Source organism: Streptosporangium jomthongense, assembly GCF_042650425.1.
Lineage (GTDB): Bacteria > Actinomycetota > Actinomycetes > Streptosporangiales > Streptosporangiaceae > Streptosporangium.
In genome coordinates this window covers 87358-112410 of record NZ_JBHSBC010000009.1, presented here as the reverse complement: position 1 = coordinate 112410, position 25053 = coordinate 87358, and the positions used below count along the sequence as shown (strand labels likewise).

The window sequence follows — 25053 nt, the reverse complement described above, 5'->3', positions numbered from 1 at the left end:
GAGCTGATTCTGCGGCGGTCCGGCGGTAGTGCAGAGGTGCAGGTCAGAGCGTTGATCATCTTTGGGTACGGCCTCGGGGGCGGCCCTGTCCATGATGACGGGCTCGCCGGTCAGGAGTCGAACGTTCCGATTTTTATGTCGCCTATGAAGGCGTTCCATTCGGAGGCGCTGAAGGTCAGGGCGGGGCCGGAGGGGTTTTTGCTGTCGCGGACGGCTACTAGGCCGGGGAGGTTGGTGGCGACCTCTACGCATTGCCCGTTGGCTCCGCTGAGGCTGCTCTTGTGGAACTCGGCGCTGGACAGGTCGGGGGACATGGGGTTCCTCGCCTTCGGACAGGCGGTCTTGGTCCTCACTGTGAGAGTCGGTCGCCGCCCATGCAACCTCTCGATGCCGTACGGGCACAACGAGGCCGAGAGGTTGGGCATCGAAGGCGCTGATTCGGTTGGGGAACGTTGTGAACGAGAAACTGTCAAGACCTGTGGATTCGCGATCCCCTGCGACGTCCGCCTCCCCGCACAGGGCCGGATGGAGGCCAGGTGCTTGCGAGGCATGTTCGGCAGAGCGCCTTGGAACGATCAGCACCTGGCGGCGGACATGTCGACTCGTCAGGACGGTTCGTGGGCCAGCCGTTTGAGTGCAACGATCTGACTGCCTGCGAAACCAGCGACATCTGCCGCGACCGTTGCGAGAGTGAGCAGGACAAGCACACTCGCCGCCGTCGCAGACGCGACGGCGAGCACGCATGCCGCAAGCAGATTCGCCAGAAGTACCAGGCGAAGGCTCCCCATCGAAGGACGGAGACTGAGCCGCCACACGACACCGGACCACAGCACGACGGCCACACCGATGCCGCCGACGACAAGTGCCGGCAGCCTCACCGCAGGCGCGGTCAGGGGCGCGGTCGAAGCGATCACCACCCCGACGAGCAGGCAGTAGAGCGCATCAGCGCGGAGACTCAACCGACCAAGCCGACTCCCAGGCATACGCAGAGGCTAACGCCCGCCCATCATGGACGTACAGCCCAAGATCTTTGCCTGCGAGCATCTCGTCCAGGCGCAGGTGACCGTCCCCCGTTCGTTGGCGTGGCCCTTGCCCGGATCACATCAGGGCGGGGCCGGAGGGGTTCTTGCTGTCGCGGACGGCGACCAGGCCGGGGAGGTTGGTGGCGACCTCAACGCGGTTGTCGTGGGTGCCGCTGAGGCTGCTCTTGCGGAACTCGGCGTTGGACAGGTCAGGGGAGATGGCTGCTTCCCGCCTTCTCGGGGAACCTGATTCCCGCCGTACGAACAAGACCCCGGCCTGTGAATGGTGCCAGGGTCCTTGGGAGTGAAAGTGGTCAGGCGCCGAAGGCGCCGATTGGTGTCCCCGGTTCCCCGGGCCGACCGGGCTCCTACCCATCAACAGACCGGTGGCGACGGACGTGCTCTTGGCGCTCATCGCGGAGGCGGTTGCCCGGACGCTGTAAGAATCGCGGACTATGGACAATCCGCACTCTTGCGACGAGAACGAGCCGACCGTCGCAGCGGTGGAGCGATGGCGGCGCGATCGATCCGATGCTCTGGCCGCTGACGGGATCGCCCTTACCGTGAAGGGTCCGTTCGACGCCCTCGGCATGGATCCCGTCTACATCCTTCAGTTGGAGCGGGCTTCGATCGAGTGTGTGATCGCGGTCTTCCGGGGCGGCATATTGGACGTGACACGCGTTGACTGGGATGACCAGTCGATAGAGCATGAAGGCGTCCAGGTCACCTCTGCCGTCGAACTGGCGGAGGCGCTGGATCGGATCGTCTGGAAACAGCGGCGAGGCGGTTCTGAAGGTCATGGTTTTCGGCACTCGCACCCTGGCGTTTGATCACCTCGGGGTTCGCGGCCTGGGCGATCCCCCGAAACCGTGGAGTCCATGATCTTCATCTATGCGAGTCGGGTGACCATTGAGGACAGGTAGCCCTGCGTCGTGTTGACATCCAAGGCTTTCGTCTGGACCCGGTCTCACCCGAGCGTAGAACTCACGACACCGTTGTCCACAGGCGAACAGGTGAATGTGGGCGTACGGCAAGGCCGCAGGAGCCCAAGAAGCCCTTGGACGGGAGGCACTACCTCGCGCTGGTGCGGCAGGGGCTGGGCAACCGGTAAACGCGCCTGATCGTGGGGGTGTCTCAGGTCTGCGGTATTTCGTCGATCGCTGTGCCGTAGATCACCTGGTACCGGTCCACGGGGATCACGATGTCGGCGGTTTCGACGGGTTGTTCGTCGGCCCAGTAGGTGCGCTCGATGGTGAGGACGATCGAGCCCGGCGCCATCTGCAGACGGGTCGCTTCGGTGGTCAGCACCATCCGGGCGGATACGGCCTCGGCGGAGTGGGTGATGCGTATGCCGATCGCCATCATGCGTTCGACGACGCCGCGTCCGGCGTAGGGGCCGTCCTCGGGCAGGACGATGGGTGTTCCCTTGGTCAGGGCGAAGGGTTCCCAGCTTGTGGAGAGCATCACCGGTTCGTCGTCGGCGGTGAACACGTAGTCGGTTCTGATCGCGTCCGGCCCGTTGTCGCTCTCGGCGAGCAGCAGTCTTTGCCGTACGGCGGGTGGCGCGGTCTCGGTGCGACTGCTGTACTGCCAGCCGCCGTTGACTCCTTGGGCTCTCATCTCGGCGGCGAAGGGACTGCCGCCGCGCAGAGAGCGATGCCAGGAGCGGACAAGTCTTCGGGGAGTGGGGCGTTCCCGAACGAACGTCCCCGCTCCTGGACGTGCGACTGCGTGCCCCTCGACGACCAACGTCCGGATGACCTTCCGCGCGACACCATCGGAAACCCCGAACTGTCGGGCGATTTCCGTCTGTGAGGGAAGAGCGGCTCCGGGGGCCAGTTCGCCATTGACGATCTGCTGGCGGAGCTGGTCCGCGATAGCGAGGTACAGGGCTCCTGACTGATCCACGATTCCAGCTTGACAGCAGGCTATCTTGCTCAGCAAGCTGGGTACCCTGAAAGCAAGCGGGATACCCAGGAGGGTCGGTGTATGAAGCCACGATTCCCGCCCGGCCAGAGATGGTGGAAACCATCCAAGCTTGGGCGCGCAACCTTGCTCTAGCCGCTCATCTCGACCTCGCTGATGCGGTTCAACAGGTGGCCGCAGCTCTTACCGAGGATGCGGTTCGGCGGAATCAGCCCACGGCGACCGTGACCGTGCAGATGACGCTTTGGGAGACCGGGCTGCGCCTTGAAGTGCGGGATCCCGGAGAGAACGACCAGGTCGAAAGCGAAGGTGTCGCAGTCGTATCCCGACTCGCACGCGCATTCGGCACAAGCAAGAACAGGACTGGCCACCTGGCATGGGCCGAGATCGGCAGAGAACCCAACACGCCCTGACCAGTCAAGACGAACTCGCCACATCGAAAACGGACCTGCCCGACGGTTGCGACGTCGGGACAGGTCCTTGATCAGGAAGGTGACTCCTGACGTGAGCAAGAGTAATGCCCGGGACTCCAGCTCGGGCACGTCGATCCGGGACGGTTGCGGCTGCTTCGCCGGTGCCGTACCTCTGCCCATGGGGTGTGCCCGCTGTGGCCATTCCCCCTACGCCCATGGCTGTTCGCAGCAGGACGGGCACGACTACGTGCAGCCGTCCGGGCTGTTGATGAACGCCCGTCTCCAGGCCCGCCGCGAGTACGGCCCGCAGCTTCTTCCCGCGCCCCGGCCTCCGGTGGAGGTCGCGCCCGCTGAGGTGGTTCCGTTGGTGCCCGCCCAGCGGCGTCCCGAGCATGACCCCGATCCTGAGGCGCCCGCGCCGGCCCCGGCTGCGAAGGCCGTACCGGGTGGTCCTGTGGATGAGACCGGCCCGGATCGTGGGCCGGTGCCTGGTCGGCGTCGTCCTGCTCCTGAGCCGGGAGTGGCCGCGACCGCCGTACGGGAAGGCCCTGCGGATTCCGGGCCGGGGGCGGCTGCGGTGGTTCCGGACGGCCCTGTGGAGGAGGGCGGCGCTTCTGGGCCGGTGCCTGTGGACAGGCCGGCCGCCGCTCCGGAGGCCGCGCCCGTTGTGCCGGTACGGCCGTCGCCGCCTCGGCGAATCCGGCGCCCTTTCCCTCACGTGCCCCGGTCGGGGGTCACCTGGACGAGGGCGTGTCGGCCTGGCGGCGTACGGCCCGCGAGCGGTCGGCCGCCTCGACGCGGCGGCCGATGTCGTGTTCCCCAGGCTCAGGCGGTCTGTCGGCCCGGCGTTCGTCCGGCCGGCACACACCTTCTTCATCGTCCCGCAGGGCAGGCCCGGCCGGTGATCACCTTGTCGGCACAAGCCTCTGGTCGGATCTTGGAGGTCCAGATCATGCACAGCACCCCCGGCCGCCCGGTGATCCCGGGCTGGCGGTTGATCATCAGTGACGCGGGCCGCTTCTGGGCCTTCCGCACCCACCTCTTCCCCCGCGCCGCCGTACAGGCCGGAGCCGAGTCGGCCGTGGACGCCGACACCTTCGACGAGATCCAGGCCATCGTCGCCGAGCAGGAGGAGACCGCCCGCACCGCCCTGGTCGAGGAGGTCACCTCGTGACCGGACGCCACCGTGACGGCCTGCCGTACGCCCCGGTCTATCGGCGGGTGTGGGACGGCCCCGCGCGGGCCGAAGCCGAGCGGATCGACCAGGCCTGGGCGGACTGGACGGTTCTCTACAGCCTGGGACGACGCTGTTTCTACGCCGTGGCCGCCTGGGACGGCCCTCGACCGGTGATCGTTGAGGACCCCACGGCTGACGGATTGGAGGAGCGGATGAGGGAGGCCGAGATGATTCGGGCGATGCGGCTCTCGCCGCAGTCCTCCCCGGCGCCGGTTCGCAGGAGGGCTTCCCGCAGGCGGGCCGCAGTGGCGGTCACCGAGGAGCCCGGCGGGACGCGAACCGAGGCGATCACCAAGGAGCGTGGTTCACCGGGCGGGGAAACGGCATCCGCTGGGGCACGGCCTTCGCCGGATGAGGGAACGGGGCCATGGCCTTCGTCGGGTGAAGGAGTGGTGTCCGCCGGAGGGCGTTTGCCGGGTGGGAGGGCGGCGTGATGTCGGGTGTCGTGCTTCGGAGTTGCGACGCCGTACAGCGGGCCCATCCGGAGTGGCTGGTTTTCCACAGCTCGCGGTCCGGCCTGTGGAGCGCCTACCGTCGCTTTCCGCCGGTCAGGCCGGGGCTCGGGGAGGTGCTGCTGGTGCGAGCCGAGTCGGTCGAGGAACTGGACCGCAAGCTGACCGCCCACGCGCCTTCGGTCGTGCCGCCGAGCATCCGGGGTGTCGCCGTCGCCCGCGCCCTCCGGAGCGCTCGGGCCAAACAGGCAGCGCGGGCGTCCCGGCTGGTCCGGGCCGTGCGGGCTGGGGACTGCTCCACTGGATTGCGTAGGTTGCTGCGCTCCTGAAAGCCGGTACGGCGGCTCGCCGTACCCCTTGAGCGTGCGGTCCAGGGATGAGGGACCTGGATCGCACACAACTCCGGAAAGCCGGTACGGCGGGCGGGAAGGCTCATGACCCGCCGTACCTCCTCAAACGTGCGGCTCAGGTGGGAGGGACCTGGGCCGCACACCTCCGCAAGGCGGCTCCCATGCACGCTGGGCGCGTGGTGGGGAAGGGGAGTCGTCTGGCGCACCGGCCCTGAACGTGTGGGGCCGGTCCTCCTCCAGGGTGCCCGGCCGTCGTGCTCCCCGGCTCGGGGCCGGGCACCCGCCCTCCTTGTCTCCGCGAGGACCTGCCGTCCAAGCCCGAACGGCTGGAAATCCCGGACCTCACGGCCCCAGCGGTCGAGGGCCCCGCCCAAGGGAAAGCCCCGGTCTCGCGGTCCCTGCGAAGGTTCTCCCGGCCTGGGTGAAACCCCGGCCTTGCGGCCCGAGCGATCGGGAATCCCCGCCCGAGTGAAAGGCCCTGGCCTTGCGGTCCGGGTTTCTTGTCCGCCCTCTGAACCAGGACGACCATGACCGACTACGAGCGACGAATGATCGACCTGCTCACCAGCACCCACCCCGCCTGGCGCTACGAACACCTCCACCTGCCCGGCCTGCCCCGATGGTGGGCCATCCGCTACAAACCACTACGGCCTGACCAGCGCGCGGCCGGAGCCCGCGACATGCTCGGCCGAACCACCCTCCACCGCCTCGCCGACGCCCTGGCCCACCACGACGAAATCCTCCGCCGCACCCGCCCCTGACCCCTTACGGAGCCCCCATGTCCCCACTCAAGGCCGTCGCCCCCGACGGCACCTTCACCACCGGAACCGGCACCACCGAACGCCTCCTCACCCCCGGCGAGGTGGCCCGCATCTTCGGCGTAGACCCCAAAACCGTCAACCGCTGGGCGCTGACCGGCCGCATCCCCTCGGTCAGAACCCCCAGCAACCAACGCCGCTACCGAGAAACCGATATCAACGCCCTCCTCAACGCCACGTCTTGATCACCATCGGATGGTGACGGATCATCCCCGCGTGCGCGGGGAGCACTCGATCTGTCCACGGGCTGCAGGGAAGGAAGGGGGACCATCCCCGCGCGGGGATGGTCCGTGCTCTGGGACGGTGCTCTGGTCGGCCAGGGTGTGCTCCCCGTGTATGCGGGGAAGTGCCGCGTTCGTTCGCCTCCAAGTCCACCCTGGCCGCGTGGATGATCGGTGCGGCTCTGGGCGCCGGTCTCGACGGCTCCTGGGTGACCGGGGACGAGGTCTACGGCCAAGCTTCCCACCCGCGTGCCTTCCTGGAAGCGGCACCGGCTGGGATACGTGCTGGTGATCGCCGCCAGTCGGCACGTCAGCGTGCGAGGCGCCGAGGTCGCCGCCCTTCTGGGCGCGGGCCCTGGCCATGCCGTGACGTGACCGATTCGTACAAGAGAAGTCCGAGGCCGACGACGTATCGTCGCTCGCATGAACGACCTTCTGCACCGGGCGAGCGGCTACCTGCTGCTCCACGCGAGGCTCCTTGACAGGCTCAGGTTCGAGGCGCTGTTCGGCGGCGGCTCCCGGGCCCGTGTGCTCGACGCGCTGCGTGGTTACCAGAACGCCGACGGCGGCTTCGGCCACGCGCTGGAGCCCGACCTGCGCGGCTCCGGCAGCCAGCCGCAGCCCGTCGAGATCGCGTTCTGGCTACTGGACGAGCTCGACGCGTTCGCCGACCCGATGACGGCCGCCGCCTGTGACTACCTGACCGGCATCAGCACGCCTGAGGGCGGCGTGCCCTTCATGCTGCCCACCGACGCGCCGCGCGCCCCCTGGTGGCAGACCGACGCCGACCCGCCCGCCAACCTCAACCCCACCGCACCCCTCGCAGGCCTGCTCCACAAGCACGGAGTCACCCACCCGTGGCTCGGGCCCGCCACCGACTTCTGCTGGTCACGAATCGCCGGCCTCGACAAGATGCAGCAGTATGAGGCCCGCGCCGTGCTCACCTTCCTGGAGCACGTACCCGACAGGGAGCGGGCCCTGGCCGAGTTCACCCGCCTCAAGCCAGCCTTCCTGGCGGCCGTCTCCCTCGAACCGGACCAGCCGGGCCACGTCCACTACCCGCTCGACTTCGCCCCCGAGCCGCTGCGGCTGCCTCTGTTCGACACCGCCGTGCTGGAGCGCCACCTGGACGTGGCAGTGCGCGACCAGGCCGACGACGGAGGCTGGGCTCCCAACTGGGAGATGTGGACCCCCCTCGTCCAGCACGAATGGGGCGGCTACCTCACCGTGGGCAAGCTCAAGACCCTGCGCGCGTACGGACGCCTCTAGCGAACCGGTTCTGTCGTGGGCCCCTGGTACTCCGATGACATTTTGAGGTCATGGTTGGGGTCCGCGCTGGTACCAGCCGGATCCGGCGCTCGTGGTCGTCCCAGAGGTAGTTGGCGTGGTTGCCATCCGCCAGGCCGATGACGGGCGGAACGGGTTCACGGTGAGTTCGTCCGGGCGGTCGAGGACAGCCAGGCAACTGCCTCACAGTAGGCGTGCCGTACAAGGGGAACGAGGTCGAGGCCGCGTCCCGGCGGTGGGTCGAGCGGGGGAGGCCGGGCACGAGGAGTTCGGGCTGACGGTCACGGTAGACGGCCGTCAGGAGGTACGGCTGGGCGACCCGGGCGAGATGCCATACTCGCCCGCTGAGGTGACGATTCGGGGCTGATGACACGTCCAAATGACCGTGCCACCAACACCCAGCGAACGGGCCTGTCCTTCGATCGTCGCCAACGAAAAGAGGGTCATCCCCGCGTGCGCGGGGAGCACCCGTACGGCGAATGGTCCCCCGGCCGCCCCACGGGACCATCCCCGCGTGCGCGGGGAGCACCCTCGGCGACCTGCGGGTTTGTCGGCGGTGAGGGCTGGAAATCATTACTTTCGTTGAGTCGGATATTTCGGGCATGTTGTTTGGCGGGTGTGGAGGACTCTGAGGGCAAGGGCGGCGGTGTGGCTTTCTGGTGGGCGGGTTTCCCGTCTTGGGGCGTGCTTGTGGATCAGGGGGTTTTGTGTCGTGTTGCACGTTAGCCTGTGGTCGGCGTTGTCTCGGTGAACTTGATGGTGTGTCCGGTATGTCCAAGTCGATGGAAGTGATGAATTTCGGCCCTCTGCGCTGATAAACCCGCAGGTCGGCGAGGGTGCTCCCCGCGCACGCGGGGATGGTCCCATCGCGCGGACGGTGTTGGAAGCGCTGGAGCGGTGCTCCCCGCGCACGCGGGGATGGTCCCGATCCTCACCGAGCGGTGGGCGTCCTCCCCGTGTGCTCCCCGCGCACGCGGGGATGGTCCCTTCGCCTTGCGTTCGATGGTCTGCCAGCTGTAGTGCTCCCCGCGCATGCGGGGATGGTCCGTGCTCTGGGACGGCGCTTTGGTCGGCCAGGGGGTGCTCCCCGTGTATGCGGGGAAGGTCGCGTTCGTTCGTTGGGCGTTGTGTGGTGTGACCTCTGCCGAAGGCTTGCCGGTGACCGGCTGGAGCGGGTGCGCCTGCCGTACCTGCGAGTGGGTGACGGTCCCGGCGTGAGGGCGTCAGGTGAGGAGGCGTACGAGCCTTTTCGCCTGGCGCCTCAGGGTGCCTGGTGGGTTGTGGGGGGTGGCCGGGCCGGTGGGGCCCAACTGGAGGAACCACAGCAGGGCGATGAGGCGGCGGAAGCCGTTTACGCGGTTGGCCTCTTCCGGGGTGAGGGTGAAGTGAGCCAGGAGTTTCTCCGCGTCGAGGGTGCCGTCGAGGCGGGAGATGTGTTCGACCACCTCGCCGAGTTCGAAGGCGCGGTCGTTGTGGCCGGAGTCCTCCCAGTCGACCAGCCGGATCCGGCGTTCGTGGTCGTCCCAGAGGTAGTTGGCGTGGTTGCCGTCCGCCAGGCCGATGACGGGCGGGAACGGGTTCACGGTGAGTTCGTCCGGGGCGGTCGAGGACAGCCAGGCGACTCCCGCGCGGTAGGCGTGCCGTACAAGAGGGTCGTCGCCGAGGTCGGGGCGCCTGTCGGCCCAGGTACGGGCCTTGTTCACGGCCACGGCGGGCCCCCAGGGGGCGGGCTGGAGCGTCCGCGCCACCGTGGCGGGAATCCGGTGGAGCCGGTTCAGGGCGGCGGCCAGCGCGCCGATCTGCTCGTCGGTGGCGTGTGTTCCGCGCAGGACACGGCCGGGGAGCCTGCTCATCGTGATCGTCGGTGGGTCGGCGTCGAGCGCGGCCCTCACGGGGGTGGGGGCGAGGCCGGGGGCGTGTTCGGCCAGGAGTGTCAGTGTCGTCCACTCCCGGTGTGGCTCTCCTCGGTCCCACGAGGCGTATCGCTTGGTCACGACGTTGTCGCCGAGTTCGAGGTCGTGGGTGCTGAACCGGTCGGCCATGCGTTCGCCGTACGCCTTCTCCGTTGTCCGGGATGGGACGGGACGAGGTTATCGAAGGGCGCCGTTCGGCAGACGGGAAACGTTCTTCTCGGGCGGGTCGGGTACGGCGGGCATTCCGTGTCCTCACATGATCGGTATGACGTCTGCCCCGGTGGCGGGATCGGAACGGTCGGCCGTGCACGCGTGTGACGGAGTTCCGGTCACTCGCCTTCCGGGTCGGTCTTTCGTGTGGAGAGGGAAGCGGCGATTAATGTCGCTCCGCCGGCGACGATGAGGACAGTGATCGGGATCCGGACAAGGCTCCTCGTGTCCGTGCAGCCGCTCTGAGGACCGATATTCCGAAACGATTCATCCTCGGACGTGAAATCGGTCTCGAAGAACACCGAACCGCACTCTCCTCCTTCCGCGGTGACGGGCATCATTCCGGCGAGGACGCCTGAACCCACCAACAGGAGGCCGATGAAAGCGAGCACCTTGGTGTTCATGCACTTCCCTTCGGTCGATCCCGGTCGCAGTGGATCATTCCATTATGGCCCGTGAGGGGAAAGGCCACCGGTGAAAGCGGCTACGAGTGGCCGCCGCCCGTCGACTCCCTGGTGAACCGTTTTAGCTATTCCGCAGGCTCGGTGAAGGTCATCCGGTCGGAGAGTTTTCGGGTTGCCGCAACTCTTTGGGCATGATTGGAAACAGGTGTTCCGTGCCATCCGTAAACGTTTCCATAACGCCATTCTATGGAAAGTTGCAGGGTATTCCCGCCCTGTGTACGGGGTCAGCTTGAGGGCAGGTTCAGGCCCATTTCATCCGGGCTCTCTGCAATCCCTTCACCCCCCGAGGGAACTGTGAGAGGAGTCATCGAGAGTGAACCGCATTCACAGGACAGGTGCGATCGCCATGCTGGCGGCGGCGGCCATGACCGCGGCCTCGACGTCCAGCGGCGCGCTCGCCGCCGCACCGGGTGCCGTGCCGTACGGCAAGGCCGCCTCCGCCGGCACGCCGGTGTTCGCCCCCTCCGACCCCCAGTCCCGCCTGCGGGCCGAGTCCGCGGCCGACGTGGCCATCGCGGCCCAGGCCAAGCGGCTTCACAAGGGAAGCGGTGAGACGCTGACCCTGGCCGAGAACGTCACGGGCGCGTTCGGCGTGCAGTATCTGCGGTATTCACGCACCTACAAGGGGCTGCCGGTGTACGGCGGCGAGGTCGTTGTGGGCACCGACCGGTCGGGCGGCGTGGTCCAGCAGGTGACCACCGGGCAGACGGCCGACATCACCGTCGGCACCGTGGCGAAGGTCACCGGCGAGCGGGCCGCCGCGATCGCCCGATCCCAGCTCGCCACCGTGGAGAGCGCGGGCGCGCCCGCGTTGGTGGTCCACGCCACCACGGCGACACCCCGGCTGGCCTGGGCGGTCGACGTGTCCGGCGCGACCACGAGAGGCCCGAGCGTGCTGCACGTCTTCGTGGACGCCCGCACCGGCGCGGTGATCGACAAGGTGGACGAGGTCAGGGAAGGTACGGGCAACAGCTACTACAACGGCAACCCCGTCACCATCTCCACGTCCGGATCGTTCGGGTCGTACACCATGTCCGACCTGACTCGGCCGGGCCTCAAGTGCGGCAACCAGAGCGGGCAGGTGTACGCCCGAGCCTCCGACTCGTGGGGCAACGGCACCGGGACCGACCTCGTGACGGCCTGCGTGGACGTCATGTTCGCCGCGCAGACCCAGTGGAACATGCTCAAGAACTGGCTGGGTCGTAACGGTCACGACGGATTGGGCCACGGCTTCCCCGGCCGGGTCGGCCTCGACGATGTCAACGCGTTCTGGAACGGCAGTTACACCAGCTTCGGCCACTCCAGTGACAACCTGCGCCAGGTGACCTCGCTGGACACGGTGGGCCACGAGTACGGGCATGCCATCTTCCAGGGCACGCCGGGCGGAGCGGGCAGCGGTGTCGAGACCGACGGCCTGAACGAGTCCGCGGGCGACATCTTCGGCGCGCTGACCGAGGCGTACGCCAACGAGCCCGCCACCCTCGACCCGCCGGACTACCTGGTCGGTGAGGAGGTCAACCTGGTGGGAACCGGGCCGATCCGCTACATGTACAACCCCTCCCTCGCGGGCGACCCGAACTGTTACCCGTTGCCTTCGAACATCGATCCCCACAAGGCTGCGGGGCCGCAGAACCACTGGTTCTACCTGCTGGCCGAGGGCAGCAACCCCGGAGGCGGCAAGCCCAGTTCCCCGATCTGCTCGGGCGGGCCGGTGGAGGTGGTCGGCATCGGCATCCAGAAGGCGGGATTGATCTTCATGGGAGGGCTGCAGGGCAAGACCCAGCCGTGGACCCACCGCGCGTCGCGCATCGCCACGCTCAGGACGGCCAAGACGCACTTCAACTGCTCCTACGAGTTCAGCGCGACCAAGGCCGCGTGGGACGCCGTCGGCGTGCACGCCCAGTTCCTCGAACCGACCTGCCCGTAGTGCACACATGACGGCCACAGGAGGACCCCGGACGGGAGTCGGCACGCGTCCGGGGACACTCCTGGAGCCGCCCTGGCGCCGTCAGTAGTACCCCTTCTGTCCGTCGAGGAGTTCGCGCATCGCGTCCAGGTGGCCGACGTGGCGGGCGGTCTCCTCGACCATGTGGATCAGGATCCACCGCAGGGTCGGGGCGTAGTCCGGCTGCCCGCCGACGTCGTCCAACGAGTGGGCCGCGGTGATCTCGTTCGAACGCGCGTACTGCGCCTCGAACTCGTCCAGCAGCCGGGCCAGCGGTACGCCGTCGGCCATCATGTCGGCGTTGAACGGCAGATCCTTCCGGAACTGCGGGTTCGTCTCCTCGGGCTCACCGAGGAAGATCACGTTGAACCAGCAGTGCTCGGTCCACCGCATGTGCGAGACCAGCCCGGCCGGTGTCATCAGCGGAGACTCCGGCAGCACGGCACGGTGCTCGTCCTCGGCCCGCAGCCCCTCCAGCTTGTGGCGTACCAGCACCCGCTGCAGGTCCAGCCATCCGACCAGCTGGGTCCGCTCATCCGCGACGAGGGGAGGCCGTCGCTCGTAAAGGCTCATGCCCGGAACCTAACCGCCGGACAGGCCCGCCGTACGGCCGAAGCGGACGTCGATCGTCAGGCACGGGGGAGCCGCAGGACCAGCCGTGTCTGCGGGCCGTCTCCGACGCTGAGGTCGCCGCCGTGGTCGCGGGCGATGTCCCGGGCGATGGGCAGCCCGAGCCCGGTCCCTCCGGCGTCGCGTGAGCGGGTGCGGTCAAGCCGGGTGAACCGTTCGAACACCCGCTCCCGCATCTCCGGTGGAATCCCCGGACCGTCGTCCACGACCTCCAGTACGGCCTCGTCGCCGTGGCCCCGTACGACCACCCGCACCATCGAGTCGCCGTACCGGTCGGCGTTGGACAGCAGGTTGGTGAACAGGCGGGCCAGCCGCAGCCGGTTGCCCTGCACGTACACGCCGGGCTCGACGTCCAGTGTCAGTGAGAGGCGGCAGGGCCGCCGCCCGCTCTCGTCCTTGACCATTCGTCCCAGGTCGAAGCGTTCCTGCGAGACGGGCGCCCCCGCGTCGAGCCGGGCCATGAGCAGCAGGTCCTGCACGATGTCGGCCAACCGCTGCACGTCGTCCAGGGCCGCCCGCCAGTCGGCCTCGGTACGCTCCTCCATCCCCGCCTCTAGGCGCACCATCAGACCGCTGATCGGGGTGCGCAGCTCGTGGGAGGCGTCGGAGACGAAGCGGCGCTGCCGTTCGACGGCGTTCTCCAGCCGGTTCAGCGTCTCGTTGGCCGTGGCGGCCAGTTCGGCCACCTCGTCCCCGGTGGACGGGACCTCGACACGTCCGCTGAGGTCCTCGGCGCTGAACCGTTCCAGGGCTTGCCTGATCCGTTCGACGGGTGCCAGGACGCGGCCGACGCCGTACCAGGTGCCCCACCCCATCAGGGCCAGGAGCAGCGCGGACGAGCCGAACAGGAGGGCGGGCAGGAGGGGCGAGTTCACCATGAACGGCTCTTCCATGGCGGCGTAGGCCACGACCGGGCCGTACACGGTGGCGCGGTTGCTGGTGCCCACGATCACCATGCAATGTGACCCCGCGCACACCCGGTCGTCGACCCGCGAGTCGCCTCCGGTCGGCCTGGCCCGCGTCAGTGGCGGACGGCCCTCCAACCTGCGGGAGGAAACCAGGACACGGCCCTGGTCGTCCACGATCTGCAGGAGCCGGACGTCGCCCTGCGGTGGGATCTGCCCGGGGAACCGCTGGTTGTCGATCATGGTGGTGAGGTGGCGGCTGGCGGCGGCGGCCTGGTCGGTGAGCTGGGCCCGCACCCGCGCAGGGTAGGTGACCGAGATCGTCGCCGCTCCACCCAGGATGACCAGGCCGAACGCGACCACCGTCGTGATCGTCATCCGGGCTCTGATGGAGTGAGCGCGCGCCATGTGTCCGACTGTGCCAGGACCACCACAAACACCAGGTCAAATGCCCTTCCGGGGGTGAACTCGTGGTCGAAAGGTCGCCGGCCGAGTGGTACGGCTTCCGCACCTTGACGACCTTCATGGGGCTTGGGCGTGAAGTCTGGGCGCGAAAATCGACGATGGACAAAGCCCTACGTGTTTGATTCATTACATACGGTGTTGGAAATGCTTGAGTGATCTTCCCGAATCGGTCGAAAAGGAAAAATCACGATGAAGGCAACGATCTCCACCGTACGAATCGCCGCCGGTCTGTGCGCCCTGGCGGTCAGCGGGACGATGCCGGCCGCCGCCCCCGCCGCGTCGGCGGCGACCTCGGTCCCCGCCCCGTTGTTCAGGGCGAAGCTGATGGTCAACCACAGCGGCAAGTGCCTGGACGTCCCCGGCGCGAACCAGGCCGCCGGGCAGCCCGTACAGCAGTGGCACTGCTACGACGCCCCCGACAACCAGACGTGGAACCTCGTCGCCGCCTACAACAGCGACCTCGCGGATGGGTTCGTCGCGGACAACTACTACACGATCCGCGCCCAGCACAGCGGCAAGTGCCTGGAGGTCCAGGGAGGGGCCACCACTGACCAGGCGTCCGTCATCCAGCAGGCCTGCGACACCACCTACCGCACGACCCAGCAGCAGTGGAAGCTCGTCCAGCGGCCCAACGGCTACTTCAGCCTGGTCGCCCGTCACAGCGGCAAGTGCCTGACGGTCCCGCGAGGCAACCTCACCGACGGCGTCCTCGTGGTCCAGCAGGACTGTTCGAACGACCTGCCCTACCAGGAGTGGAAGCTTCTCTGAGTCACCTGTCATGACCGGCCGCCGCGCTGTGGAACCGCTGACAGGTCCTCGTGCGGCGACCGGTGGGTGTCGGTACCGGCTGACAAGATGACCGCCATGCCTTACGACCCCGCCCCAGCCTCGGTCCGCGAGGAGTTCCACGGTCTTCTAGAGCACCTCGACGCCGTTCGGAGTCGGCCTTCCGGCCGTGTCCTCACGGGCATCACCGACCTTGACGCCCTTCTCGTCTCCCTGAGTCCCGGCACCCTGTCCGTCGTGGCCTCCCGTCCCGGCGTGGGAAGCACGACCCTGCTGCTCGCCTTCTGCCGAGGCGCCGCCCTCACCGACGACACCCCTACTCTGCTGGTCAGCTACGAGTCCTCCCGGCGTGACCTGCTCACCCGCATCGCTTCGGCCGAGGCCCGCGTCAGCCGGCACGCGATACGCCGCGGCACCCTGCACGACATCGACCGCGACAGGCTCGCCCAGGTGACACCCCGCATCGCCGAAGCCCCGCTGTTCCTGGCCACTCCCGCCGACTGGACCCTGGGCGAGCTGAGCGCCCGCATCACCCGTGCCTGCACCGACGAGCCCGCGGCCCGCCTGGTCGCCGTCGACGGCCTGCGGCACATCCGCCCCGACACGCGCGGTGGCACCCACGAGCAGGAGATCGCCGAAACCGTCCAGACCCTCAAGGCGCTCGCCGTACGGCTGGAGGTCCCCATCATCGTCTCCACCGACCTCGACCTCCCGTCCGAGGCGGGTTCCAACCGGCCGCCGGACATGTACACCGACCTGTGCGCCCCCGTCGCCCGCACCGCCGACCTTGTCGTCCTGGTGCACCGCGACGACGCCGCCGAGCGCGAGTCCTCCCGTGCGGGGGAGGCCGACCTGATCGTGGCCAAGGACCGCAACGGTCCCACGGCCTTGGTCACCGTGGCCTTCCAGGGGCACTACGGTCGCTTTGTCGACATGCCACATGATGTGGACGTGCCTCCGCACGGCTGATGTTTCGGCTCGCGGTGGGGCGGACGGCCGCGCGCTGTCGGGTTGTTGGCGAAGGGGTTTTCGATGATCGGCAGGCTGCAGTGCGTGGTTCTGGACTGCCCGGACGTTCTGGGACTCGCACGGTTCTACCGGGCGCTTCTGGGCGGCGTGGTCAATCGGCCCGATCCTCGGTGGGCGGTCGACGACGACTTCTCGACCCTGCACACCGGCTCCGGTCGTGTGCTCGCGTTCCAGCGGGTGGAGGACCACCGGCCGCCCCGATGGCCTGACAGCGCGCACCCGCAACAGTTCCACCTGGACATCGACGTCCCCGACCTCGACCAGGCCCAGAACGAGGTCCTCAGCCTCGGCGCCACCCTGCTCCACACGGACCCCCGAGGCTGGAGGATCTTCGCAGACCCGGCGGGTCACCCGTTCTGTTTGCTCAGGGGGTGAGGAAGGGACTCGCTGATGAACCATCCCCACGTGCGCGGGGACGGCCCCAACTAGACAGGATCGACGCCCACCACTGGAAAGTGCTCCCCGCGCACGCGGGGATGGTCCCCCGGGGTTGATCGGGAGCGTGATGTCGTACTGGTGCTCCCCGCGCATGTGGGGATGGGGTCGTAGGGTCGGGGGATGTTGGTTTGGGTTAATGGGCCTTTTGGGGGCGGGAAGACGCAGACGGCTCATGAGCTTCGGCGGCGGTTGCCGGGCAGTGTGATCTGTGATCCGGAGCATGTCGGGTTCGGTCTGCACCGGATGCTGCCGCCGGAGTTGCGGGGTGACTTCCAGGATCTGCCCGCCTGGCGGCGTGGGGTTCACGAGATGCTTGAGCTGGTCCTCGGCAAGCACGACGGGCCGGTGATCGTGCCGATGACGGTCGTTGAGCCGGAGTACTTCGGGGAGATCGTCGGCCGGTTGCGGGATAACGGCCATGACGTACGGCACTTCGCGTTGCTGGCCGACCGGGCGACCGTGTTGCGGCGGTTGCGTGAGCGCGGCTTCGGCCAGGTCGTGCGGTTCTTCGCGGGGCGCAAGGTCGCCCTGAGGAGGGAGAGCTTCGCCGTGGCCAAGCTCGACCGGTGCCTGGAGCGGTTGCGCGGTGAGGAGTTCGCCGAGCACATCTGGACCGACCACATCACCGTCGCCCAGGTCGCCGACCGGATCGCCGCCTCGACCGGCCTGAAGCTCGCCCCGAACACCGACGGCCGACTACGGGGACGTGTCCGCCGGGCGGCGACGGGCCTCAGGCACATTCGGTTCGACTGATGACTTGAGCCAGTTGGTGTTGTCGAGTGACGAAGCGCCATATCCGCGCGTAGCCGTACCTGTTCACGTCTGGCTCGTGGACGGAGGTCAGCCCGCCGTTCTGCGAATATCGCATACCGCGGTATCCCGATACATCCATATGATCACCGAACGTCACGCATGAGGATCAGTGGCGGTTGGCTGACCATCGCCGGTCGTGGGCGCCTTTCGGCGATGCGTATTTCGGTCATCGGCCGTTCGAAAAGAGGCCTTGCGGGAGGTCGCCTTCGGGGAAATTCGGTCGGCCAAATGCATTATCGTCGAAAACGCAGTCGGATCCAACGTGACATCCCTGACCTAAGACGCCGGCTGACTATTTCGGCTAGTCTGGCAATTCGGTTCTGCGGGAGTGGCTTGGGTTGGTATTCGAAAGACCCGCGGGACCATGTTTCAATAGGGTCGGTGGATCCTCTGTTCGGATCCGCTGGCAGCACCCTTACCTTTTTGTTCCGCTTTTTCGGCATTCTGGTTCTCACCCTCATGGGTCGGGCGCCCTGGTGTGGGGCAGCTCGGATCGGGCGGCGCTGATAAGCGGGCCGGTTGGCACGCTTTTCGCAGCCGCCCGATCAAGTCACCTCTGAGGAGTTGTGAAAACAGGGTGAAAAGAGGTCACTTTACCCGCAGTTTGACCTGTAGGAGGCGTAGTTTCCGTAGACATCGGGCCCCGTGTGGTAGCTGAGGTCCTCGGAACTCTGTGCGGTCTGCCTACCGACTCCCCGGTAGTAATACCATCCTCCACCGTCGCAGTCCACCTGGAACCTATTCTCGTCGTTGGCGGACGATGACCATCCGCCCTTCGTCCATCCGGTCCAGTCTTCCCATCCCCAATATCCGCCGTCCTCGTCCCACTGGAATTTTAGTTCCGTCTCCTGCTTTACGAAGGCCCCTGAGCAGGAGCCGGTGGTGTTGACTTGTATGACCTCGTCATCGCCCACGTAGTTGGCCTGGCTTACGTACAGCGAGCATACGTATCCAACGGATTTTGCTGCCTTGAGGGCCGTCGGGTCCGGAGTGCTGATCGGCTCTGTGGCATCTTCGTGACGGATGCCTTCTGCGGGAAAACCGGGCCCCCAGTCGACGCGAACCCAACCGGTGAAGTCCTTGATGCTGGAGAAGGGAACCTCGACAGTCGTCACGCGAACCTTCTTGTGCGCTGGGCTCGGCTTGCTGTCGGCAAAAGCAGGAGTGGGTGAGGTCAGCAATCCCGCTGCGATGCCGACAAGGGCGAGAACGGATGACTTTCTGTTCATGCTTCCCCTTCCGAAGATGAGACTTGATCAGTCAAACATTTCTGTTTGTGTCATGTCAATCGGTAAGTAAAGACAATTCATGCAACGTGAACCCACTTGAGGTGACCCCTCTGAAAATGGATGTGATCATTATTCCTTTAGGGTCTTGCCGGATCTTTATTAGGGGCGATATTTATTGATGTATCGAAAATATCCTTTTGTGTCGATGGTGCTGTGTCGCCGACCGGGCCCGGGTCGAAGCTGATGCGCCGTTCGACCCCTGAACCTTCTTGCCGTCGGCCTGACGGTCGGCCTTTCTGGGATGGCCGCGGTGATCCGCGCGGTACGCGCGGTGCGACGGATCTAGGGAGGTGTGGGGTCCGGTCGTTGCTGGATCATGTCCGCCTGACCGACCTTGCTTCGGCGAGTCCAGAACACCGGGTGCGCGCGATCGCACACGGGCTGAGGAGGATCCGGTAGGCGGCCGCATCGCGGAGGCCGGCCCGGCCCCAGATCGTCATAACACCACGAATTAAGGTCGGCGGCGTTCTCTGTCGTTTCTATGAATGAGGTTAATTCTTGACCTTATCGCTGTTCCGCCGTGATCGATGGAAAATCTCTCCCGGGGGGCCGAAATCAGCCTTTGGGCAATAGAGTGATTTCCATGGAGGACGAAAAGGCGTACACGGAACGGCACGCTCTGTCATTCGGGGGTGTCGCCCAGGTTTACGACGACGCTCGGCCGGATTATCCGGACGAGCTTTTCGAGTACATCGCGGGCAGGCTCCCCGGGCCGAAGGTGCTCGAAGTCGGGGCGGGCACGGGGAAGGCCACGGTGGGGCTCGTCGACCAGGGGCTCACGGTGACGGCCGTGGAGCCCGATCCCCGGATGGCGGCCATCCTGCCGAGCCGCGCCGGGGGACAGGTCGGGGTCGAGGTGGCGACCTTCGAGTCGTTCGCGGCGGCCGGGCCGTACGACGGGCTGGTCAGCGCGCAGGCCTGGCACTGGACCGACCCGGAGACCCGGATGGACCGGGCCGCCGCCCTGCTGCGGCCCGGCGGGTTCCTGGGGCTGGTCTGGAACTGCGGCCCGCTCAGGCAGGAGGAGGTCGTCGCCGCGATCCGCGCGATCTACGACGACTTCGGGCTGTCCGACCTTGAGCGGCCCGCCGAACCGGTCACCAGGGCCGAGGCCGAGGTGATCCAGGACCCGGAGACCTGGCCGGGCGACGAACTGGACGCGCATCCCGGGTTCGAATATCTCGGCAGTGTCCTTTTCCCGTGGCAGGAGACGCTCAGGGCCGCGGAATTCGGTGCCTACCTGCGTTCGACGTCCTATTTTCAGACGCTCGGGCCGGAGAGAGGTGATTCCCTGATCGGGAGAATAACCACGATGATTCACCGGGATTTCGACGACCTGGTGACCGTCGACTGGACCACGCAGTGTTATGAGGCCGTGAGGCTGGGCTGAACCAGGGCTCCGGACTCCATCGCGACCCAGATCGCGCCGTCGGGCCCGACCGTGAGCCCGTGGGGTTCGGCGCCCTCCAGGGGATACTCCTCGATCCGGCCCTCGGTGGTGACGCGGCCCAGCTTGCCCGCGCCCCACTCGGTGAACCAGAGGGCGCCGTCCTGGCCGGTCACGATGGCGTGCGGCCTGGCGGCGCGGTCGGGCAGCGGGAACTCGCTGATCGCGCCGGAGGTGTCGATCCTGCCCACCTGACCCGCGCCGATTTCCACGAACCACAGCGCCTCGTCCGGTCCGGCGCAGATGCCCACCGGGGCGGCGCCCGGTGTGGGCAGCGCGTACCGCGTCACCTCGCCGTCGACGGTGACGCGGCCGATCGCGTCGCCCTGGTTGAGGGTGAACCAGAGCGCGCCGTCAGGACCCGCCGTGATCGCCGACGGCATCGCGCCCTCGGTCGGCAGCCGGTGGAGGGTGATGTCGCCCGACGTGGTGATACGTCCGATCCGGTCGCCCTGGAGCTGGGTGAACCACATGGCCCCGTCGGGGCCCGCGGCGATGCCGTACGGCGACTGCACGTCGAAGGCGGTGACCGTGCCGTCCAGGGTGATCCGCCCGATCCGGCCACCGGCGAACTCCGTGTACCACAGCGCCCCGTCGTGCCCTGTGGTGATCACCGTGGGCTGACCGTCGGCGGGATCGAGCTGGAAGATCGTGGGTTCCTCGCCCGGCACGACCCGCCCGATCCGCCCCTGATGGACGAGCGTGAACCACAGCGCGCCGTCGGAACCGGTGACGACGCCGTAAGGTGAACCATTGATCAACATATGTCGCCCCCTGAGACTTCGATCTCCGTGCCGGTGAAACGGCGCCGCAGCGCCCGGTCGTGCGTGACCACCACGAGTGCGCCGCCGTAGCCGTCGAGCGCCTCTTCGAGCTCCTCGACCAGAGTGAGCGAGAGGTGGTTGGTGGGCTCGTCGAGCAGCAGCAGGTCGTGCTCGCCCGCCAGCAGTACGGCCAGCGCCAGCCGTCGTCGCTGTCCCACCGACAGGGCGCCGACCTTGAGTTCGAGTGCCTCCGGAGGGAACAGGCCGGTCGCCAGCAGCGCCTCCTCCTCTCCGCCGTAGGTCTCGATGACCGTCCTGTCCGGATCGAACGTCACCTCCTGCGGGAGGTAGCCGGTCCGTGCGCCCGCCTCGGCCGCGATCGCGGCGAGCAGTGTCGACTTGCCCGCGCCGTTGGGCCCGTGGATGAGCAGCCGGTCGCCCGCCGCGATCCGCAACCGGTCGAGGCGCACGAGCGTGCCCGTGCGCCCACCGGCGGGCGTGAACGTGCCGTGGAAGCGCAGTGGCCTGGGCGGGCGTGGGACCGGGTTCTCCTCCAGGCGGCGCAGGCGCTCCTGGGCCTGCCGTACGCGTGAGGCCACCGAGCTCTGCACGCGCCCGGCGTTGCGGTCGTAGGCCATCTTGTTGTTGTCCTTCATGGCCCGGCCGACGGCGACGCGGTGCGCGGTGGTCGTGGCGAACTCCTTGACCTGCCGGATCTCCTCCCGCCAGTCGGCGTGGGCCTGTTCCCGGCGCAGCCTGGCCGCCGCCTTCTCGGCGAGGAACCCGCTGTAACCGCCGCCGAACCTGGTCGTCGTGCCGTCCTCGACTTCGAGGATCGCCGTCGCCACCCGGTCAAGGAAGGTCCGGTCGTGTGAGACCGTCACCACGGTGCCCCTGTGTTCGCGCAGCCGGTCCTCCAGCCAGATCACCGCCGCCTCGTCGAGGTGGTTGGTCGGCTCGTCGAGCAGCAGGATCTCCGGCGAGGCCGCCAGCACGCACGCCAGCCCCAGCCGCGCCTGCTCGCCGCCGGACAGACTCGACAGCACGCGTGAGCGCTCGATCCGTGACAGACCCAGCCCGTGCGTCGCCTTGTCCACCCGGGCGTCGGCCTCGTAGCCGTCTCTGGCCTCGAACGCGGTGAGCAGCTCGCCGTACCTGTCCATGTCCTGTGCCTCGGCGGCCTCCTGGATGTCGCGTTCGAGCGCGCGCAGCTCGGCCAGGGCGGCGTCGATCGCCTGCTGGACGGTGTGGTCACCCGGCAGGCCGAGGGTCTGGCTCAGATAGCCGACGCCACCCGCCGCCGAGACCGTCACCTCGCCGTCGTCCGGCGTCTCCGTCCCGGCGATGATCCGGAGCAGCGTGGACTTGCCGGAACCGTTCTCGCCCACGATCCCCGCGCGTTCGCCGGGGCGGACGCTGAGGGTGACCTGGTTGAGGACCCGGCGTTCGCCGTAGGACTTCGAGACTCCTTTGAGGGAGAGCTGTGTGGTCAGTGAAGAACTCCAATCGCAACTCGTGTTGCTTTAGGCTAGCAGGGTCAAGGCGCCTAATGCAACTGGAGTAGACTTTGGAGCAGCGTCCCGGTGGTCGCAGCGCTCGCGTGCGCGACGCCGTACGGCAGGCGACCCTCGCCGAACTGGCCGAACACGGTTACGGCGGACTGACGGTGGAGAACGTGGCGATCCGCTCAGGTGTCCACAAGACGACCGTGTACCGCCGCTGGGGGAGCGTGGAGGGGCTGATCGCGGACGCGCTGGAGCTCGCGCGTGAGGAGCCGTGGCCGATGCCCGACACCGGCTCCTTCCAGGAGGACCTGCGGGAGATCGTCCGGCTGGTGCAGAGCGGGTTCGCCGACCCCGTCGCCGGCCCGGTCTCCGCCGCGTTCGTGACGGCCGCCGTGCAGAACGGCGACGCCGCGCGATCCCTGCACGACTTCTTCACGGCCCGCCACGAGCAGGCGGCCGAGGTGGTACGGCGGGCCGTCGAACGGGGCGAGGTGCCCGCGGGCACGGACGGCGCCGACGTGATCAGGACGGCCGTCGCCCCGGTCTACTACCGGCTGTTCGTCACCCACGAGCCGGTCACCGAACACGACGCGGTACGCGCTGCCGACGCCGCTGCCGCAGCCGCCCGCGCGGGCGTCTTCTCGGCACTCCAGCCGTAGACCCTGACCACGGCCCGCGAACGGCCCGCCGTCGGCGACGGCCGATCCGGGCACGGATCGACGTGAGTCTCCCGCGCTTTTTGGGAGAGACGTGCGCCAGGCCCCCGGGTTTCCCGAGCCCCGGGGGCCACTCGCATCCAGGGATGCCCTTACCCGGCGGCTCCCAACAGCACTGCCGATCCCTGGCTCCCGAACCTCGTGTGGTGGGTGGGGGAAGATGCCGTTTCCGCCCTCCCACCGACCGAGGAGACCCCGCTGAGACGGGGGACGCCGTTGCCCGTCCCGGGAGGCACCGCAGTCCTTTCCGTACTCCACGAGGTGGGAGGGCGTCATGGACAACTCTGTGCCGACGGCGGACGCCGAACAATCCGGGACGACATCCGTAGGGGTACGTGGTTTTTGCCCGTCGTACCCACGGACCCCACTGACCCCACGACCCCCGTGAAGAAGGGTCAGTCGTCGAGCAGGTCGGTTCTGGATTGTTTGCCGAGTTTCTTGAGGGTTCTGGCGACGTGTTGTTCGACCGTACGGGGAGACAGGAACAGCGCCTGGGCGATCTCGCGGTTGGTCCGGCCCTTCGCCAGCAGTCTGGCCACGTCCTGTTCGCGGGGGGACAGTACGTCGCCGTACCCCCGGCGGCCCCGCTTGGACGGTTTGACCGTGCCATGACTGCGCAGGCGGTACCTGCACCGGTCGGCGTCGCGGGGCGCGCCCATCGCGGCGAAGTCGTCGGCCAGCGCGGACAGCTCCTCGGTCGCCCGCGCCGCCTCGGCGCCGCCCCGGTCCATCCGGCACAGCGCGGCCTGTTCGGCGGCCAGCGCCGCGTAGTACGGCGCGGGCAGCGCGCGGTAGAGGTCCCTGGCCCGTTCGTAACCGTCGAGGGCCAGGGCCAGGTCGCCGGAGGCCCGGGCCAGCCAGGCCCCGGCCATCTCCAGCGCGGCGGCGGCCATCGGGGTGTCCTTGCCCTTGATGTTGCGTTCCAGTTCCCGGGTGAGCTGCCTGGCGTCGTCCGTCCTGCCGACCTCGACGAGTACGGCGACCGCGACGGGGACGAGTTCCCCGGTCCAGGACCAGACGCCCTTCGCGCGCGCGACGGCCAGGCCGCGTTCGATCTCGGCCAGGGCGAGCGCGTTCTGCCCCTGGGCGAGCCTGAGCCTGGCCAGGCCGGCGAAGCCGCCGATGGCGATCGGGGTGATGGCGTCGTGCGGGGCGGCGACGCCGGTCACGGCCAGGCGTTCCTCCGCCTCCTCCCAGTCGCCGCGGACGATCGCCAGCGAGCCGAGGACGAGGGAGAGTTCGCTGGCGACGGGGAACAGGTCGTGGTACTCGTCGAGCAGGTCGGTCGCGCGTTCTGCCAGGCCGTTCCACTCGCCGAGGAACCAGGAGAGCCTGGCCTGGGAGGCGCGGGCGGTGCTGACGACGAACGGCGCCCCGGAGTCGATGGCCAGCCGCAGGCCCGTCTCCAGCAGGGTCCTGGCCTGGTCGTGGTGGCCGACGCAGGTGCAGGCGTCGGCCATGTTGCAGTGCACGCGGGCGAGGTGCCGCTGTTCGCCGGTGGTCAGCGGGGCGGGGGGCGACAGGAACGCCAGCTCCCGCAGGACGCTCGGGTCCCCGGTCTGTAGCAGCGACGACAGGTGGTTGGCCAGCAGGGACAGGCGCACCTCGCCCTCAGAGGCCCTGATCAGCTCGCGCAGCCGTTCCCGCCACAGCAGGACCTGCGACACCGGAGCCGTGCCGTAGAAGGGCTGCGCCAGGACGGAGACCCCTCTGGCGAGCAGGTGGGGGCGTTCGCCGAGCTCGTCGAGGGCCGTCTCGATCACGGCGCGGCCCGCTTCGAGACCGCCGATCTGCCGCACCAGGAGCATGCCGAGGAAGAGCCGCACCTCGCCCCTGGCGGCGGTCGAGAGCCGGGGGTCGCTCAGCAGCCGTTCCAGGGTGGCCACCGGGTCGTACTGGTCGAGGCCGGTGTGCGCGACCTGGCCGAGCTTGACCGCCAGCCGGTCGACGTCGCGGGCGGGCAGCCCCGGGTATCCCAGCAGGCGCTGGAGCAGGCCGGTGGCCGCCG

The 25053-nt window shown here is 68.1% G+C and carries 29 protein-coding genes and 1 pseudogene; 17 read left to right on the top strand and 13 right to left on the bottom strand.

From position 1 onward, the window contains the following. Positions 1-110: 110 nt before the first annotated feature. The 3 genes from ACFOYY_RS10290 to ACFOYY_RS10280 form a co-directional block, all read right to left on the bottom strand. Positions 111-314: a DUF397 domain-containing protein gene (locus ACFOYY_RS10290; protein WP_362784551.1), complete on the bottom strand. Its 204-nt coding sequence runs from the start codon at positions 312-314 to the stop codon at positions 111-113. Between the two features lie 291 nt (positions 315-605). Then, complete coding sequence (locus ACFOYY_RS10285) at positions 606-959, bottom strand: hypothetical protein (RefSeq protein ID WP_352013946.1); 354 nt, start codon at positions 957-959, stop codon at positions 606-608. A gap of 139 nt (positions 960-1098) precedes the next feature. Further along, a complete protein-coding gene (locus ACFOYY_RS10280; RefSeq protein ID WP_386189563.1) occupies positions 1099-1290 on the bottom strand; it encodes a DUF397 domain-containing protein in 192 nt (63 codons plus the stop codon). Between the two features lie 187 nt (positions 1291-1477). Here ACFOYY_RS10280 and ACFOYY_RS10275 point away from each other — a divergent pair, with 187 nt between their 5' ends. Then, the gene (locus ACFOYY_RS10275; protein ID WP_386189562.1) at positions 1478-1852 is read left to right on the top strand and encodes a hypothetical protein; all 375 of its coding nucleotides are present in this window, start codon (positions 1478-1480) and stop codon (positions 1850-1852) included. 304 nt (positions 1853-2156) lie between these two features. Here ACFOYY_RS10275 and ACFOYY_RS10270 read toward each other — a convergent pair whose 3' ends face one another. Continuing rightward, the gene (locus ACFOYY_RS10270) at positions 2157-2642 is read right to left on the bottom strand and encodes a UTRA domain-containing protein (protein ID WP_362784656.1); all 486 of its coding nucleotides are present in this window, start codon (positions 2640-2642) and stop codon (positions 2157-2159) included. A 90-nt stretch (positions 2643-2732) separates the two neighbouring features. After that, positions 2733-2930: pseudogene (locus ACFOYY_RS10265) on the bottom strand (winged helix-turn-helix domain-containing protein); the annotation flags it as partial. A gap of 77 nt (positions 2931-3007) precedes the next feature. On the opposite strand from ACFOYY_RS10265, the gene ACFOYY_RS10260 reads away from it, so the two are divergent. The 9 genes from ACFOYY_RS10260 (at position 3008) to ACFOYY_RS10220 (ending at position 8093) form a co-directional block, all read left to right on the top strand. Then, complete coding sequence (locus ACFOYY_RS10260; RefSeq protein WP_352013942.1) at positions 3008-3361, top strand: hypothetical protein; 354 nt, start codon at positions 3008-3010, stop codon at positions 3359-3361. 952 nt (positions 3362-4313) lie between these two features. Then, complete coding sequence (locus ACFOYY_RS10255; protein WP_386189561.1) at positions 4314-4535, top strand: hypothetical protein; 222 nt, start codon at positions 4314-4316, stop codon at positions 4533-4535. Then, positions 4532-5032, top strand: coding sequence for a hypothetical protein (locus ACFOYY_RS10250; RefSeq protein ID WP_386189560.1), 501 nt, complete (start codon positions 4532-4534; stop codon positions 5030-5032). The genes ACFOYY_RS10255 and ACFOYY_RS10250 overlap by 4 nt, the downstream gene beginning before the upstream one ends. Then, the gene (locus ACFOYY_RS10245; protein WP_362784537.1) at positions 5029-5379 is read left to right on the top strand and encodes a hypothetical protein; all 351 of its coding nucleotides are present in this window, start codon (positions 5029-5031) and stop codon (positions 5377-5379) included. The genes ACFOYY_RS10250 and ACFOYY_RS10245 overlap by 4 nt, the downstream gene beginning before the upstream one ends. Positions 5380-5927: 548 nt before the next feature. After that, positions 5928-6161, top strand: coding sequence for a hypothetical protein (locus tag ACFOYY_RS10240; protein WP_386189559.1), 234 nt, complete (start codon positions 5928-5930; stop codon positions 6159-6161). 17 nt (positions 6162-6178) lie between these two features. Beyond that, on the top strand, positions 6179-6403 hold the full coding sequence (locus ACFOYY_RS10235; protein WP_386189558.1) for a BldC family transcriptional regulator: 225 nt from the start codon (positions 6179-6181) through the stop codon (positions 6401-6403). A gap of 285 nt (positions 6404-6688) precedes the next feature. Next, positions 6689-6814 carry a hypothetical protein gene (locus ACFOYY_RS10230; protein ID WP_386189557.1) on the top strand — a complete coding sequence of 42 codons (126 nt, stop codon included), beginning with the start codon at positions 6689-6691 and terminating at the stop codon, positions 6812-6814. A 48-nt stretch (positions 6815-6862) separates the two neighbouring features. Further along, the gene (locus ACFOYY_RS10225) at positions 6863-7708 is read left to right on the top strand and encodes a hypothetical protein (protein ID WP_386189556.1); all 846 of its coding nucleotides are present in this window, start codon (positions 6863-6865) and stop codon (positions 7706-7708) included. Positions 7709-7961: 253 nt separating this feature from the next. Beyond that, positions 7962-8093: a hypothetical protein gene (locus tag ACFOYY_RS10220; RefSeq protein WP_386189555.1), complete on the top strand. Its 132-nt coding sequence runs from the start codon at positions 7962-7964 to the stop codon at positions 8091-8093. Between the two features lie 856 nt (positions 8094-8949). On the opposite strand, the gene ACFOYY_RS10215 is transcribed toward ACFOYY_RS10220, so the two are convergent. Then, positions 8950-9768 (bottom strand): phosphotransferase family protein, encoded by an 819-nt coding sequence (locus ACFOYY_RS10215; protein ID WP_386189554.1) that lies wholly within the window; start codon positions 9766-9768, stop codon positions 8950-8952. A 200-nt stretch (positions 9769-9968) separates the two neighbouring features. Then, positions 9969-10253 (bottom strand): hypothetical protein, encoded by a 285-nt coding sequence (locus ACFOYY_RS10210; protein WP_386189553.1) that lies wholly within the window; start codon positions 10251-10253, stop codon positions 9969-9971. 373 nt (positions 10254-10626) lie between these two features. On the opposite strand from ACFOYY_RS10210, the gene ACFOYY_RS10205 reads away from it, so the two are divergent. Then, on the top strand, positions 10627-12240 hold the full coding sequence (locus tag ACFOYY_RS10205; protein WP_386189552.1) for a M4 family metallopeptidase: 1614 nt from the start codon (positions 10627-10629) through the stop codon (positions 12238-12240). 81 nt (positions 12241-12321) lie between these two features. Here the strand turns inward: ACFOYY_RS10205 and ACFOYY_RS10200 are convergent, their stop codons facing one another. Together ACFOYY_RS10200 and ACFOYY_RS10195 are read right to left on the bottom strand one after the other, a co-directional pair. Then, positions 12322-12831: a DinB family protein gene (locus tag ACFOYY_RS10200; RefSeq protein ID WP_352015800.1), complete on the bottom strand. Its 510-nt coding sequence runs from the start codon at positions 12829-12831 to the stop codon at positions 12322-12324. 56 nt (positions 12832-12887) lie between these two features. Continuing rightward, positions 12888-14171, bottom strand: a complete 1284-nt coding sequence (locus ACFOYY_RS10195) for a sensor histidine kinase (protein WP_386189551.1) — start codon at positions 14169-14171, stop codon at positions 12888-12890. Positions 14172-14447: 276 nt separating this feature from the next. On the opposite strand from ACFOYY_RS10195, the gene ACFOYY_RS10190 reads away from it, so the two are divergent. The 4 genes from ACFOYY_RS10190 (at position 14448) to ACFOYY_RS10175 (ending at position 17264) form a co-directional block, all read left to right on the top strand. Next, positions 14448-15026 carry an RICIN domain-containing protein gene (locus ACFOYY_RS10190; RefSeq protein ID WP_386189550.1) on the top strand — a complete coding sequence of 193 codons (579 nt, stop codon included), beginning with the start codon at positions 14448-14450 and terminating at the stop codon, positions 15024-15026. Positions 15027-15122: 96 nt separating this feature from the next. Further along, complete coding sequence (locus ACFOYY_RS10185; RefSeq protein ID WP_386189549.1) at positions 15123-16013, top strand: DnaB-like helicase C-terminal domain-containing protein; 891 nt, start codon at positions 15123-15125, stop codon at positions 16011-16013. A gap of 63 nt (positions 16014-16076) precedes the next feature. After that, positions 16077-16448 carry a VOC family protein gene (locus tag ACFOYY_RS10180; RefSeq protein WP_386189548.1) on the top strand — a complete coding sequence of 124 codons (372 nt, stop codon included), beginning with the start codon at positions 16077-16079 and terminating at the stop codon, positions 16446-16448. A 183-nt stretch (positions 16449-16631) separates the two neighbouring features. Next, the gene (locus ACFOYY_RS10175; RefSeq protein ID WP_386189547.1) at positions 16632-17264 is read left to right on the top strand and encodes an AAA family ATPase; all 633 of its coding nucleotides are present in this window, start codon (positions 16632-16634) and stop codon (positions 17262-17264) included. A gap of 653 nt (positions 17265-17917) precedes the next feature. Here ACFOYY_RS10175 and ACFOYY_RS10170 read toward each other — a convergent pair. Beyond that, complete coding sequence (locus ACFOYY_RS10170) at positions 17918-18439, bottom strand: hypothetical protein (RefSeq protein WP_386189546.1); 522 nt, start codon at positions 18437-18439, stop codon at positions 17918-17920. Positions 18440-19196: 757 nt separating this feature from the next. Here ACFOYY_RS10170 and ACFOYY_RS10165 point away from each other — a divergent pair. Continuing rightward, positions 19197-20003 carry a class I SAM-dependent methyltransferase gene (locus ACFOYY_RS10165; protein WP_386189545.1) on the top strand — a complete coding sequence of 269 codons (807 nt, stop codon included), beginning with the start codon at positions 19197-19199 and terminating at the stop codon, positions 20001-20003. Here ACFOYY_RS10165 and ACFOYY_RS10160 read toward each other — a convergent pair. Together ACFOYY_RS10160 and ACFOYY_RS10155 are read right to left on the bottom strand one after the other, a co-directional pair. Further along, the gene (locus ACFOYY_RS10160; protein WP_386189544.1) at positions 19979-20824 is read right to left on the bottom strand and encodes a Vgb family protein; all 846 of its coding nucleotides are present in this window, start codon (positions 20822-20824) and stop codon (positions 19979-19981) included. The two genes, ACFOYY_RS10165 and ACFOYY_RS10160, sit on opposite strands and share 25 nt — an antisense overlap. Then, a complete protein-coding gene (locus ACFOYY_RS10155) occupies positions 20818-22317 on the bottom strand; it encodes an ABC-F family ATP-binding cassette domain-containing protein (protein ID WP_386189651.1) in 1500 nt (499 codons plus the stop codon). Before ACFOYY_RS10155 ends, ACFOYY_RS10160 begins: the two co-directional genes overlap by 7 nt. A 74-nt stretch (positions 22318-22391) precedes the next feature. Between ACFOYY_RS10155 and ACFOYY_RS10150 the strand changes: the two genes are divergently transcribed. Then, positions 22392-22988 carry a TetR/AcrR family transcriptional regulator gene (locus ACFOYY_RS10150; protein ID WP_362911308.1) on the top strand — a complete coding sequence of 199 codons (597 nt, stop codon included), beginning with the start codon at positions 22392-22394 and terminating at the stop codon, positions 22986-22988. Positions 22989-23440: 452 nt separating this feature from the next. Here the strand turns inward: ACFOYY_RS10150 and ACFOYY_RS10145 are convergent. Further along, on the bottom strand, positions 23441-25053 hold a 1613-nt coding region (locus ACFOYY_RS10145; RefSeq protein ID WP_386189543.1), incomplete at its 5' end, for a helix-turn-helix transcriptional regulator.

Coding starts and splice junctions, on each gene's coding strand:
- ACFOYY_RS10210 (WP_386189553.1), bottom strand. CDS start 10,253: ATGAACACCAAGGTGCTCGCTTTCATCGGCCTCCTGTTGGTGGGTTCA.
- ACFOYY_RS10200 (WP_352015800.1), bottom strand. CDS start 12,831: ATGAGCCTTTACGAGCGACGGCCTCCCCTCGTCGCGGATGAGCGGACC.
- ACFOYY_RS10165 (WP_386189545.1), top strand. CDS start 19,197: ATGGAGGACGAAAAGGCGTACACGGAACGGCACGCTCTGTCATTCGGG.
- ACFOYY_RS10240 (WP_386189559.1), top strand. CDS start 5,928: ATGACCGACTACGAGCGACGAATGATCGACCTGCTCACCAGCACCCAC.
- ACFOYY_RS10180 (WP_386189548.1), top strand. CDS start 16,077: ATGATCGGCAGGCTGCAGTGCGTGGTTCTGGACTGCCCGGACGTTCTG.
- ACFOYY_RS10195 (WP_386189551.1), bottom strand. CDS start 14,171: ATGACGATCACGACGGTGGTCGCGTTCGGCCTGGTCATCCTGGGTGGA.
- ACFOYY_RS10160 (WP_386189544.1), bottom strand. CDS start 20,824: ATGTTGATCAATGGTTCACCTTACGGCGTCGTCACCGGTTCCGACGGC.
- ACFOYY_RS10275 (WP_386189562.1), top strand. CDS start 1,478: ATGGACAATCCGCACTCTTGCGACGAGAACGAGCCGACCGTCGCAGCG.
- ACFOYY_RS10215 (WP_386189554.1), bottom strand. CDS start 9,768: ATGGCCGACCGGTTCAGCACCCACGACCTCGAACTCGGCGACAACGTC.
- ACFOYY_RS10175 (WP_386189547.1), top strand. CDS start 16,632: ATGTTGGTTTGGGTTAATGGGCCTTTTGGGGGCGGGAAGACGCAGACG.
- ACFOYY_RS10225 (WP_386189556.1), top strand. CDS start 6,863: ATGAACGACCTTCTGCACCGGGCGAGCGGCTACCTGCTGCTCCACGCG.
- ACFOYY_RS10235 (WP_386189558.1), top strand. CDS start 6,179: ATGTCCCCACTCAAGGCCGTCGCCCCCGACGGCACCTTCACCACCGGA.
- ACFOYY_RS10290 (WP_362784551.1), bottom strand. CDS start 314: ATGTCCCCCGACCTGTCCAGCGCCGAGTTCCACAAGAGCAGCCTCAGC.
- ACFOYY_RS10255 (WP_386189561.1), top strand. CDS start 4,314: ATGCACAGCACCCCCGGCCGCCCGGTGATCCCGGGCTGGCGGTTGATC.
- ACFOYY_RS10270 (WP_362784656.1), bottom strand. CDS start 2,642: ATGAGAGCCCAAGGAGTCAACGGCGGCTGGCAGTACAGCAGTCGCACC.
- ACFOYY_RS10185 (WP_386189549.1), top strand. CDS start 15,123: ATGCCTTACGACCCCGCCCCAGCCTCGGTCCGCGAGGAGTTCCACGGT.
- ACFOYY_RS10190 (WP_386189550.1), top strand. CDS start 14,448: ATGAAGGCAACGATCTCCACCGTACGAATCGCCGCCGGTCTGTGCGCC.